This window comes from Dendronalium sp. ChiSLP03b, from assembly GCF_034531165.2.
Classification (GTDB): domain Bacteria; phylum Cyanobacteriota; class Cyanobacteriia; order Cyanobacteriales; family Nostocaceae; genus Dendronalium; species Dendronalium minutum.
This window is the reverse complement of sequence record NZ_JAVRBR020000124.1, coordinates 1-12,973: the sequence shown is the minus strand read 5'-3', so window position 1 is coordinate 12,973 and position 12,973 is coordinate 1. Positions and strand designations below refer to the sequence as shown.

The following is a 12,973-nucleotide window of genomic DNA, read 5'->3' as shown; positions in this document are numbered from 1 at the left end:
TTTCTGGTGGTGGAGTAACGATAAGTATAATTTTTACAACAGCCCATCATAAGGTACATATTTCGCACCGTTTGCTTCTAATGCTCCTTAGCGGTTGTCTGAGACTATTTTTCAAATGTGGGGAAGAGCTGGCCTCCGTCCATTCAAATGGTGTTCAACAGTTTTACCTGATTCCCAGTATTGTGAACTTGCTCTTTAGAAGTTAAGGTAATTTTCCAAGTTTTATTACAGATTTACTAAAAACTGCATATCTTACCGTTACTTGCACCGATATATTTGTTTGTTTATTCAAAATTTTCGAGCTACGTCACTGTAGTTTCTTTATGAAGAGCGAAGATCGTTCATTAATCAGGAGGAATATTTTATGACAGGGTTTGAATCTATCGCCTTAGCAGCTGCAAAAAGTTTAGCTGGAATTGTCATTAAGTTTGGCTGGGATAGTGGGAGCAATTTCTTACAAAAATTACCTGACCAAATCCAGCAAAAAATTTTTAATGCTTCTAATAAATACATAGAAAGCTATGAACAACGGCACGGTATTCTTAAAGTGCTGGGGATGCAACAACCAGTTAAACTGCAAGAAATTTATGCAGAAGTACAGTTTTTAAGAGAAGAACAGAGACAGCAATTTACTTCAGTCGCAAATTTAGAACAGGTTTACCGTCAGTCGCCTGCACGCAAATTCCAGTTACAGAAGTGTCAGAAACAGAATGGTCTTAAAGTTGCTAACCAAAAACAATACTTGATGGTATTAGGACAACCAGGTGCGGGTAAGTCTACCTTCCTGCGGCGTATAGGTTTAGAAGCCCTAAAGGGAACAAAAGATAAATATCAGCATGAGTGTATTCCGGTTTTTTTGGAACTGAAACAATTTAACAATCTTGACATAAATTTAGAGAAGGCAATCTCGGAGGAACTACAAAATTGTGGTTTTCCTGACTCTGAAGATTCCACTAATAACTTATTGGAAAAAGGTAAGCTATTAATTTTACTGGATGGGTTAGACGAGATACCGACTGCTCAACTGGACGCAGCAATTACTCAAATTGAAAATTTCGTCGATAAACACAATCAAAACCGCTTTATTGCCTCCTGTCGGACTGCTGCTTATCACAGTCGCTTCAAGCGCTTTGTGGATGTGGTGATGGCAGATTTTGATGATACCCAGATTGAGCAGTTTATCACTAACTGGTTTCAGTCAGAACAAGATAAGCGCTTCTTCATGGGGCAAAAGTGCTGGAAATTATTGCGGCAATCTGAGTACGCTGCCACAAAGGAACTAGCGCAAACACCGCTATTGCTTACTTTACTTTGTCTGGTCTTTGACGATTCTCAAACCTTCCCTAAAAACCGAGCGTCGCTTTATGATGACGCGCTAGATGTCCTACTGAAGAGATGGGCAGCAGAGAAGCGAATTCAGCGCGAGCCTATTTATCAAGATCTGACTATAGCTCTGGAAAAAATGATGCTCGCAGAAATTGCTTATAAAACTTTTGAGGCGGATCTGCTATTCTTTCCCCAACGTGAAATAGTGCAGCAAATCTGTGATTTTCTGGCAAGTAATTTAAATGCACCGAAGCATTTGGATGGAGAAAAGATTTTAGAAGCCATCCAAATCCAACAGGGAATACTGGTTGAACGTGCAAAAGATGTAATATCTTTTTCTCACCTAACATTCCAAGAATATTTAACAGCACAACATATAGCCGATAACAATCTGATTGAAAAGTTGGTGACCAATTATCTTACAGATACGCGTTGGCGAGAAGTTTTTCTGTTAGTAGCAGGATTGATGCGAGGTGGGGCTGACCAATTACTGTTACTAATGGAAACAGAAGTTCATAAATATACGAATGCTCCTAAGTTGCGAAATTTACAGAAATGGATAGAAGAAAAAACTACTGGGTATAAAGGGGGCTTAAAACCTGTGGGAAAGCGTGCGAGCGCCTACTCTTACGCCATCAATATCGCTATCGCTTACACCTACGCCACCAACACCTCTCTCTTCGCCACTATCGCCCACCCCTACATCCGCGAAAATGTCTATTCCTACAGCAGAGCCATAGCTAACCTCTACACCACTGGTAACCACGACGACTTCAGTAACTACGCTTTCACCAAGCTCTACACCAAGCCCATCGCTATTGCTAATGGCAACCTCAATGTCAATACTATTAACGACGCCATCAATGATTTCATTCAATCGTGTAGCCGATTGGATGAACTGAAAATTTTCAAAGCCGTAAACTTTGCAGATCTCATTAATCAACTTGAGGAACTTAAAAACAAAATTCCTAGTAATAAATACCCTCAGGAAGAGCGCCTTGCATTCCTTGACCGCCTTCTGCAAAGCTGGTTCATTGCTTTCGATCTAACCCCAGAAATGGTTAATTTATCTAAGGAAGAATTTAAGAGGCTGACCAATTATTTTTACGCCAATTACCTCATAATCCAGTGCAAAGAAGCAGCGGTAAGATTGAAACCTGCAACATGGGAAGCTATTGAAGAGCGAATGTTGTTCGTTCCGGGTGATTGAACAAATTGTGCAAAGCTTGGTTTACCGCCGAAACCCTCCAGTAGAGCAGGGGAATGGCGATTAGCTTAGAAGAGAACTGCTTAAGCGATCATTCTTCCTGTAACCAATCATTAACCGATCTGCATTACACGATTGAGCTAGAACGTGTAATTGATAGTTCAAACTCTTCTCACTTCATTCATGCCCCCACGCGATCACAGCCGTGAGGCACGACCTCGCAACAGCGATAGGCAGCATTGGCTCTCAAATCCCTTTCAGAGTCCGGCTTTCATATCCAAAGTAAGAAATTGCAACACTCGTGTTGCTTAATCAAATGCCTAACCAAGGACGCAGATGAGCGCGTCTAACTCTTGCCCCTGGCTGAGTCTTAGTACCGATGCGAACATCGTTTGATTGTCCGCATTCCCAAATGTAGACTAGTTCGCCGTTGTAATCAGCCAATGAAGTTGCACCTAATCGCCACACGCTATTAGCTGCTTCCTTAAGATGTTGCACTTGTTCAGTGCTGAAACCTTTAGCAATTTGCTGTAATTCAGCATTCTCAAGGCTTAGAACAATTTCACCCAAGGTTGACTTGTTATCCCAAGCCTCAATAATTCGTTGTGTAGTGCTGGCTTGTTTTTGTATGGTGCTGTCAGTGGTGCTGGCTGAAACCCTTACTGGTGCTGACTGTGCTGACTGTGTTGTCTTATCCTCCTGATTTTGACTGCTACTAGTATTCATCAAGTTGTGTTGGTTGTTGGTGTCAACTGCGCTACTATCAGCGAAAAGGTCAGCACCACTCTGAAAATCAGCACTATCAATACTTTCAGTTAGCATTGGGGTCAGCACAGAGTTAGCACCTTTTTTATTCAGGTCAGCATCTAAGTCAGCACCTTTTTCTGAAATTAAGAGTGGAAAGTCATGTCCTGGCTGGCGAATAGCAATTTTAGTAATAAAACGTCCTTTCTTGTTTCTGATTTTTGCGGCATTAATGTTGAGTTGCGACTTCAGCAGATTGAGCAAAATTGCTGAGAATCGTTGCTTGGTCATGATGCCGTGAGAATTACGTTGCGCCCATTCGCAGTAATTAGGATAGAGAAACAATTCAGGATTTTGACCGTTATCACCAATTTGTGTTTGTGCGTTGGGGTCATAGTAGAGGCAGTCATTAGCCCAATCTGCCAGAGGATTAGTGTTTAATAGTACTTCTGTGCTAAATGAACCAAGTGAAGGGACTTTTTTATTAGTGTCGCCAAAATAAGCGGCCACTTCCAAAGCTGGCATTTCTAAAACCCATTGCAACACCCCAGGCAAGTATGGTTCAAATTCTTTTTCTAAGGGGCGACGCTCATTTTGAGGCACAACCCGCTCAAAAGGCATTGACAGACGACGACGGGCCAGAGCGTTAGTGTAATCACTGCTTTGAATGATTTCGTTGGCCGCAATCCAGACCACCCCACTAAATCTAAAGCTGCCTGTTTGCTGGATTCCTTTTTTCTCGTGTCGCAGGTCATCATCACCCGTCAATTTTTTGAGAGTGCTAACATCACCTGTGTAGCGTTCAGAGTCAGTGATAAATACAGCTTTCTTGCCGTAGAGAGCCGCAGTTTCAAAGCGGTTTTGCTCCAGCTGCTTCAGTTCGGTGATGGCGTAGTTTTCTCTGCCAAGTAGTGCTTGTACCAGCCGCAATAAAGTACCTTTACCAGTACCGCCAGCACCCACTAGCTCCATGAATCGTTGTAACTCACCGCCGCGTTCGGTGACGGTGGCATTGATGCCAGCGCGAATTACTTGCACCCAGTCGGCTTTACCTTCGCAAGCTTCGAGCAACCATTCCTTAACAGGCTCACAACCTACACTGCGGTCAGCCCATTTAAAAGGTAGCTGACTCAGCATTCTGTATCCCGGCTCGTGTGGATATTCTTTGAGGGTATTAACATCAAGCACACAATCCTGAAGACAAATAAAGCCTTTACGGACTTCCCAGTGATTAACCCTGAGCTTGGCTTTGAGTAAAGTTAAAACACCGTTGACGAACTTGCTGGAGAAATGGCGTGTTCGCGTTTCCAGTTCTGTTAAAACAATAGACATCGCCTCTTCAGGGGGAATTTCACCCCAGACCCCGCGCTTGTTTTCTGCTTCATACCAGTACCAAGCTTTATTCGCTACGTGCCAAGCCAGCTTCGCGCGGTAATCTTCAGCGATTTGTGCAGCAACAGAAGATTCTGACAAAGTTTTGTTATCAGAATCGTCTTCTTGAAACTGACGTTCCCAGATTTCAAAGTTAACAGCCTTAGCTAACACTTTGTCTCGAAAAGCGTCGCCGCCGTTAGCTTGAATGTAATCGTCCATCCCCTTCCCCTCTGCTGCATTCCACAAACCTGTGGCAATGTACACAGGTACTTTAAACTTAGCTAATTGATAAGCTAGTTTTCTCTGTGCTACCACCACATTTTGGTTAGTTTGGGCGCGTTCGTCTGCATCAAAAGCAATAATCCATCCAAACTTAGCACGAGCTAACAATTCTAGGGTATGGACTAGGTAACGTTTGCCTTGTGGGTCATTAGCTGCCGATGTTAAGCCCTGTTCAACACCAGCGAGTCCAACTGTAGGGAATCCGTTAGAACACCCGGCGATCGCTTTAAATAGTCCCTCAGTCAAAAGTAAGCAAGGATGACCGTTGATGTTATAGCAAAATGCTTTGAGTGCCTCTAAATCTTCCCAGTAGTGAGGATTATGAGGATGACGCGGCAGCATTGCGTCATATTCTTCCTTGGTCGCTGTCCGATACTTGGGTGCTTTCTTGTCGTCTATGCTTTTCCAGGGCTTGTTAGGGCGATACTGCCCAAAACCGTTGACTCCCTCTAGCCAGATGCCTGCTGATTGCGCTATGTATCCTAAGCGATCGCTCGCTTCTTTGATTTCCATTGAGCGACAGTTAGCCGCTATCCATTCTGGACACAGGCTCCGCTTTGTGACACACTCCTTATAATGTCTGTCTGTAAGTCTGTTAACAGTCAGCGTTGTACTTGTCTGTGTAGTATTCACTTTTTATTACTCCGAATTTTTCAAAATCCGGGTAACTCCTTATTGCAACGCGACCGCAAAACTAGTTAACATAGACTCAGCGATCGCGGTTCCGAAACGTCTTGCAGGACATTTTCAGTTCGGAGTTCCCGCGTTATGAATAGTCAAATGACAGAACCCGCTTAACTTCCCGGTCGAGCGGGTTTTGTCGTTGAGCTATGGACAAAAACATTATTAATTTAATTGCTCGGATGAGCGTTGCTGTTGACTTCTTACTTGAGAAAAGTGGTTAACTGCCACTCTTTCAAGTATCCGCTCAATCCGGTCTAGTCTACTGGGTCGGTCAGCGTAGCTCATTTGCTCTCCTTGTCTCCTTCAATTTCTTCTGGTGGAACCCAGTAAATTAGCTCACTAGGTTGAACACGGTAATAATCGCAGATTTTGTTTAAGGCTGTAACTTGTGGTATCCAGTCTGGATTGTCATATAAGTTGTAAGCAGTACTGGGTGCTATACCCGTATCTTTTTGAAAGCGATAACGAGTAATGCCCAAACCGTCTACAAATTGTTTGACCTTATTCCTTATAGGCATTCAGTAACAATAAACGGTTATTAATACAACCATTTATCATTACTAATTTACAACCGTTAGTAAATAGCAAACGATTTATATTAATGAACGGTTGACATTAATGAACGGTTGTAGTTATTATCATAGTGTCCGGGTTATCGATACGTCAACAGCCTGGACACAGTTATTTAGTTATAAACAGAGGTTATCTGCATTGCGTCCGCTCTATATCTGCGGTCGCGGTAATTGTGCGTGGAAGTATCAGGACAGAGGATTCATGCATATCAATTTACGCAGTTTAGAAGCAATCAACGAACTACCAAACAAAGGAGAAGTAATGCTGACATCTAATCAGATTCGGCGTTTACAAGCAATAGACCGCTGGCTCAGAGAAATCCGAGACTCACAGCAATTCAGGCAATTGGAATACTATCCAGACGTAACGTTAGGAGATGCCATCCAAGCAGTAAACGAACTGCTACAAGAACACGACCATTGTGATTACAACAGAGCGAATTTTACTGATGACCAGTGGCAAAAGTATCTAGAGCAGAAGCCAGTATTGCACATTCGCCGCGTCAAGACTTGGCCTGAAAAGATTAACTCATTCCTACTTGATGCAGCGTCAGAAGTAGCACTTTTGAGCTTGGTAACAACTAGTTTTATGGTTGTTGGTGCTATCTTTTGTCACGGCGTTAACCGAATTGAGCAAAGCAGAGGCGAGCAATATCAGCCCACATGGATTTACAACGCAAAGATTTTTGAAGGAAGCGCCATTGCATCTATCGCCGTCTTTCTCGGTGCAAGCTTGACTGGTGCGTGTGCAGCTGAAGGGAAACAAGATGACTGATTTGCAACTTGTTAGATGTGTCACTTTGCTTACCCAGTCTAAAACCTACAGCATTGACGGCATTTTGTATCGATATCTATACAGCAACGGTACTATCAAGCACACACAATATATGTTCCGTCCGCTGCCAAGACAAAGAAAAACCGCTGACCTGCAACTGAATCGGGACAAGGTATTACGCAAGGTCTATGAAGTGCCGAGCTTGTACAACCAACATCAAGCAACGCAGACAGCTACAGCAATTCAGCAAAGTTTGTTTTAACTTTTGGTGACATTTGCTACCGTGCATCGCGTCCCAAAGCAGCGAACGAGCGCGTCAACTAGTCCAAAAGGGGCGCTTTTACGGAGGTAAAAAGAATTTTGTCAATATATCAGAAACTCTGGCAAGCCTTGTTATTGCGTGATTATAGCCGACGAAAAAACAGAGTCAGGAATTTTTCAGAGTTATTTTTCAGAGTTATTGATAGGTTTCAGCTAGTGGGTCGTACCAAATACCCCTTTTCAGCTAATTACCTATGTCAAATACCTTGGACGCATTCGGAATACGCATCGATTTTATACACACCTAAGTAATAATTAGGGGGTAATGTGGCAACAAAACAGTATATCGCTAAGTATCATCAGCTAAAACAAATCTACGAGCGCGAGTTAGGAAAAGAGATTGCTGATATCACTGGGGTCATCGTGCCAAAACGGGAAAATTGTACGCTAAGGAATTAAAGCGACTGCCCAAATCCTTACTAGACAAGAGTTTTGGCTAACTAAAAGGGAATTTTTTTGAGCCGCAGAGGGCGTAAATTATCAAGGCTACTCACGGACTTCAAATTCCAAATATAATCACCAGTCAAATTGATATGCTCCCAACTCATGGGTGACAAATGTTGCAGGTATTCCTCTGGAATCATCACACCTTGAGATTTAAGCCAATTGACCGCATTTTCCAAATACACAGTATTCCACAGCACAATTGCAGCGATCGCTAAATTTAATCCACTTGCTCGTAGACATTGATCCTCAAAGGAACGGTCACGCACTTCACCCAAACGATGAAAAAACACAGCCCTGGACAAAGAATGTTTTAATTCCCCTTTGTTCAGTTCTGCTGTCGCTCGACGGCGTAGCATTGGACTTTGCATCCAGTCAAGAGTAAACAAAGTTCGCTCAATCCGTCCCAACTCCCGTAATGCTGTGGCCAGCTTATTTTGCCGGGGATAGGATGCCAACTTCCGCAACAAAAGACTGGCGGTAACAGTTCCCATTTTGATAGAAGTTGCCAGCCGCAAAATATCATCCCAGCAATCTCGGATCAACCGGACATTAATTTTTTCACCAAGCATTGGAGTTAGTGGTGAATTAGAATCAACATCATCAAATGCGTACAACTTCTTAGAAGCTAAATCGCGCATCCTTGGACAAAAACGAAAACCCAATAAATGACAGATAGCAAACACCTGTTCAGTGTAACCATTCGTATCCGTAAAATGTTCCTCAATCTGTAAATCGGTTTCATGGTAAAGCAACCCATCCAGAACGTGCGTTGCATCTCGGATTGTCGAGTTAATCACTTTGATATGAAAGGGTGCGTATTGGTCGGATATATGCGTATAAAACACCACAGTTCGATGATTACCGTATTTGGCATTAATCTCTTCATTCAAACTTCTGATGCCACCAGCCTTAAAGCGTTGACCATCAGAAGATGAAGTCTTACCATCACCCCAATAAGCAGAAAAGGGGATTTTAGTATGAAAATTAACAACCTCTGATAATGCCTTGGAGTAAGTTTCGTCACGAATATGCCAATCTGCAACCCAAGCCAACTTTTCAAACGTTAACCCTGGTGTAGCTTCCGCAGTTTTCACTAAACCCAAGTTAATTGCATCAGCAAGGATAGCACTAAATAAAGTTACCTTATCTGTAACTAATTCACCCGTTTGTAAGTGTGTAAAATGTTTTGTAAACCCTGTCCAAGAATCAACTTCAACTAATAAATCTGTCAGCTTAATTCTAGGTAATAAACTATAAATTCGGTTGCGAAAGCTGCCAGCACCATCTGGCACATTATTAGTGATGGGGCTAATAATCAATTTGCCATTTTCAATCTGTACACCAGATAATTTCTTTTTTGTTAACAAGTTAGAAACTTGTTCAAACTGTTCAAATAAAAGTTGTTGGCGTTGTTCGATATAAGTTGAAAAATCTGTGGTCACAGCAACTGGTATGGAGTGATTCTCACGAACAACTTGCCATTGGTCTGGTGATAACAGGTAATCGTCAAAATCTTTATATTGACGGGAACCAATAACAGAAATATCTCCTGAGCGTAAACAATCACGTAGTTCACTCAATGCACACATTTCGTAATAATGACGGTTGATTTTATTCCCGTGAAACACATATTTTGACCATCGGGGAGTGACAAAATCAACAGGTGCATCATCGGGAACACTGCGACGATTAGAAGCATTTAATTCTTTGAGTATATCTAAAGCTTCAACCACAGTAGCAGCCGAATTACTAGCTTTAAAAGAGAAGTATGATAGTAATGATGGTGTATATCTTCTTAATTGTGAATAACGTCTATCAAGTAAATCTAAATAATCAAAAGACTCTGGACGTGCTAGTTTTTCTGCTTCGACCACACTCACTATAAATTTTTCCCAAGATAGCACTGATTCAATTGCTGAGTATGCGTCCTCTTCTAATTCCCTCGCATTGATTAAAGCAGCTCCTACCTTAGCGTAAAGCCGCACTTTCTCATTGATGGCTTTACCATCATGTTGAAATTTTTGATCCCGAAACAATTCGCTACGACGGAACAATTTACCAATCATCCGGTCGTGCATCTCAATAGCAGTATCGGTAAGTAATGTAGATGTTTCTAAGAGAAAAGCTACTAATGTGGCGTATCTTCTTAAATTATCTAACCGCGCTAGATGTGCAGGTGTATTTTTAGCACCTAACCGAGTTAATTGTACTAAACGGTTGTGGTGTACTTTCTTTCCACATGACTCATCTAAATTTAAGTCACGGATAAATTCTAATTTTTCTACTACTTTCAAAAAGTTATTAGGATTTGGAACTCCTGGTGGTTGACGCAGCCAAATTAGTGGAGTGCGGTTCTTATTTGGTTGTAGAACTAATAATTGGTCAAGGGCTTGTTTTTGTTTGCTACTAAGATTACGGGTAAGTTCCAGATACACCGCTAACTGAGCGCGTCTTCTGGTTTCCCAAGCCAACCGTTCTACTGTAGAAATGGCAGGAATAATAATTTTACACCGCCGCATTTCTGACACCAAAGCTTCGACTAAGGCAATGCCTTTATCTGTGCTTAAAGCCAATGGCAGTAACCATTTGGAAAGCTGTTTATAATGAGAAATCCGAAAAGATGAAAATCCAAAAAGCCTTTGAATTTCTGCTAGATGTTCGCGCCGAGTTGTATCTCGTAAAGCATAGGCTTTAATAACTTTGGGCTTGACCTCTAGTTGTAATGCAATGTAAGACAAGACTGCTTTAGGAACTTCTTCCCCTATTTCCCAGACTCTACCAGGAAAGCGTAAATAACATAATTGCACTGCAAAACCCAGACGATTATGTACACGACGACGGCTGTTAATAATTTTTAAATCATCCGAATTTAAAGTATAGTAACGTGCTATGTCTCTAGGGCTAATGTCGGATGGGATGGATGTAAATTGTAACCTTTGTGTAGCCGATAAAAGGGAGCGCGTGGTCAAATTTAGTAACCTATAAATTTAAAATGTTTAGTGAGAGTTTGACTCCCTGTTGTTTTATCTACGCCAAACGCACGTCAGCTTATATTAATACTTTATGGTGCTATGGAACAAGTTTTTTAATTTCATTTTTAGGCAATTCTCACCCTATATTTTTGGTCAATCCTGCCAAAAATTTTGAAAGCGTTCTGGAGATAATTCTGTGTAATGAACTGTGTGCTGAATGTTTTTATGCCCTAGATAAGACTGAATTGCTCTGGTGTCATAACCTTGAGAAGCTAAGTAAAATCCGCAGGCATGACGTAACATATGTGGATGTACACTCAAGGTTAATCCCGCTCTAGTACCCGCTCGTGAGATGATGCCTCTGGCTGTTGCAGATGTCATGACTGTTTTGCGTTCTGACACGAACAGATAAGGCGAGTCTGGATACTCTCTTTGCAATTGTCGTAATGCCCTTAACTCCGGCCCATGTAATGGGTGCGTCGCACTGACACCGTTTTTGAGTCGATTAATATAGATAGTGCCACTGCCAAAATCAACTTGTGACCATCGCAGTGTTACCAATTCTGATATTCGCAGACCATGACGGTATGCCAGTAAGATGAGAGTTGCATCTCGTAAACAATGCCGACCTACCTGACGAGCCGCTTTGATCATTGCTTCGACTTCATTTGGCAGCAAATGTTCTCGCGTGCGCTTCTCCAGGTTCTTCACTTTTTTAGGTGGAGCAGTCCTGACCATAATTACCAACTTGCCCATAAATGATGTTTGGGCGCAATGAAGTTAGGTACGTTAGAATCAACCCCCCACACTATTAGGCGTTATCAACTTGCCCATTAATGGTTGTTTTTGGCAATGTTAGACATCTTCTCCCGACATTGCTTCCCACCCACGATATAAATCATTTTTGAAAAATCTCACAGGCTGTAAGCCAGTCATGATAAGCTTTTCAAGAACTTGATTAATTCCTTAGCGTACAATTTTCCCGTTTTGGCACGATGACCCCTCACTTGGTATCGAGTGGTAGCTACTTTGAAACAGCATTTTAATTTCAACGTGCTAGGTAGCGACGCGAGCAAGATAGTTGAGACATTCGCCTCCTTTAAACGGCGCTATGGCAGCTTTACAGGTCGGGGTGAGGGGTTTAGTGAACGCTGGCAAGCATTCAGACATTTCTATGAAATAGATACTCTTTTTTATGGGGGAGAGTTCTTAAAGCTTCTTGCAGAGCATCTAAAAATCAATCTTGACGACGTACCGCGTAGCACTCCTTACTACTGGTTTGAACGTGCTGAACTATCTTTCAGTGCTGAAAATATTTACCACAGCAAAGATTTAGCCCTTGTTGCGTTCGTCGCTGCTAAGTGGGCAATCAATAAGCGATCGCAACCAATGAAATCCGCAACTATCTCAGTTTTAGCAATAGCCAAATAGGAGCAATCACCATGTCTGACAAGTTTACTAATAACGTCCGCGCTCGCTTGTACAAACAGGGTTATCAAGGATTTACCAAAGATGATTACACGTCAGCAGCGCTGGCTGTAGAGTGCGATGACCTTAACAACCCCACCAAAGAGCAATTGACTCAAGCCGTTGAATATCTCAAAGCCAAAGCGACAAGCCAATTAGCTGTGGCTGATGAACCCGTTGAAGAAAAATTGCTAACAGAAGTAGAGTCCCTTCAAGCCGAGACTGAACCTGAAACAGGTGCGCTCGCGGTGGCCCCTCAAGATGTAGGAGAGATGATAACGAATAAAGCTTCACAAATGGGTGTAATTCTCTCAGAACAACAAATCAATGACATAGCCGATAGCGTTGACATCTCAGCCAACACCTTTGACGAAATTCTAGAACAGGTAGAAACAGCATTACTGGCTTATGCTGACTTCTCCGCAAATCAGGTTGACGCAAAGATTGACCGGACATTGACAAGGGTACAAGAGCGCGTAGTTAATCGTCACGAGCAAAGCAGAGACAAGCTATCACTTGGGTTAACGGGCATTAGTGCGGCTTTGGAGGCTAGCCGTAATCAAACTAAAAGCCAACTCTCAGGTATCCTCGCAAGGCTCAACGCGGCTCAATAGCGACAACTTAACACTGCTTGAGTGCTTGCTAATTCGCTTTTGTAGAATGAGCTACTTTTCAAGAATTGCTGTTAGTTTGGGTGCGCTTGCTGCTGTGATTTTGCCCTTACATTACTGGGTCTATCTGCCAATAACAGAGCATTTAAACTATCAGCAATATCTCAAACGAAAGTCAGCTATTGAGCAAT

General features: G+C 42.3%; 10 protein-coding genes. 5 read left to right on the top strand and 5 right to left on the bottom strand.

Annotated features, from left to right (window positions below; all coding sequences use genetic code 11):
* The first annotated feature begins 364 nt into the window (after positions 1–364).
* Positions 365–2,536 (top strand): NACHT domain-containing protein, encoded by a 2,172-nt coding sequence (locus RMY31_RS28635; protein WP_409878705.1) that lies wholly within the window; start codon positions 365–367, stop codon positions 2,534–2,536.
* Between the two features lie 309 nt (positions 2,537–2,845).
* Here RMY31_RS28635 and RMY31_RS28630 read toward each other — a convergent pair whose 3' ends face one another.
* The 3 genes from RMY31_RS28630 to RMY31_RS28620 all read right to left on the bottom strand — a co-directional run bounded on the left by RMY31_RS28630 (position 2,846) and on the right by RMY31_RS28620 (position 6,135).
* Entirely contained in the window at positions 2,846–5,566 is a 2,721-nt protein-coding gene (locus RMY31_RS28630; RefSeq protein ID WP_409878703.1) for a DUF3854 domain-containing protein, read from the bottom strand.
* Positions 5,567–5,779: 213 nt separating this feature from the next.
* Positions 5,780–5,902: a hypothetical protein gene (locus RMY31_RS28625; protein ID WP_409878701.1), complete on the bottom strand. Its 123-nt coding sequence runs from the start codon at positions 5,900–5,902 to the stop codon at positions 5,780–5,782.
* On the bottom strand, positions 5,899–6,135 hold the full coding sequence (locus tag RMY31_RS28620) for a helix-turn-helix domain-containing protein (RefSeq protein WP_409878699.1): 237 nt from the start codon (positions 6,133–6,135) through the stop codon (positions 5,899–5,901). Before RMY31_RS28620 ends, RMY31_RS28625 begins: the two co-directional genes overlap by 4 nt.
* A gap of 256 nt (positions 6,136–6,391) precedes the next feature.
* Here RMY31_RS28620 and RMY31_RS28615 point away from each other — a divergent pair, with 256 nt between their 5' ends.
* Both RMY31_RS28615 and RMY31_RS28610 read left to right on the top strand, forming a co-directional pair.
* Complete coding sequence (locus tag RMY31_RS28615) at positions 6,392–6,964, top strand: hypothetical protein (protein ID WP_409878698.1); 573 nt, start codon at positions 6,392–6,394, stop codon at positions 6,962–6,964.
* Positions 6,957–7,226 carry a hypothetical protein gene (locus RMY31_RS28610; protein WP_409878696.1) on the top strand — a complete coding sequence of 90 codons (270 nt, stop codon included), beginning with the start codon at positions 6,957–6,959 and terminating at the stop codon, positions 7,224–7,226. The genes RMY31_RS28615 and RMY31_RS28610 overlap by 8 nt, the downstream gene beginning before the upstream one ends.
* 499 nt (positions 7,227–7,725) lie before the next feature.
* Here the strand turns inward: RMY31_RS28610 and RMY31_RS28605 are convergent, their stop codons facing one another.
* Both RMY31_RS28605 and RMY31_RS28600 read right to left on the bottom strand, forming a co-directional pair.
* The gene (locus tag RMY31_RS28605; protein WP_409878693.1) at positions 7,726–10,701 is read right to left on the bottom strand and encodes a Tn3 family transposase; all 2,976 of its coding nucleotides are present in this window, start codon (positions 10,699–10,701) and stop codon (positions 7,726–7,728) included.
* Positions 10,702–10,857: 156 nt separating this feature from the next.
* A complete protein-coding gene (locus RMY31_RS28600; protein ID WP_409878691.1) occupies positions 10,858–11,442 on the bottom strand; it encodes a tyrosine-type recombinase/integrase in 585 nt (194 codons plus the stop codon).
* Between the two features lie 291 nt (positions 11,443–11,733).
* Here RMY31_RS28600 and RMY31_RS28595 point away from each other — a divergent pair, with 291 nt between their 5' ends.
* Positions 11,734–12,135 carry a hypothetical protein gene (locus RMY31_RS28595; protein WP_409878689.1) on the top strand — a complete coding sequence of 134 codons (402 nt, stop codon included), beginning with the start codon at positions 11,734–11,736 and terminating at the stop codon, positions 12,133–12,135.
* Positions 12,136–12,146: 11 nt separating this feature from the next.
* Positions 12,147–12,785 (top strand): hypothetical protein, encoded by a 639-nt coding sequence (locus RMY31_RS28590; RefSeq protein ID WP_409878687.1) that lies wholly within the window; start codon positions 12,147–12,149, stop codon positions 12,783–12,785.
* The last annotated feature ends 188 nt before the right edge of the window (positions 12,786–12,973 follow it).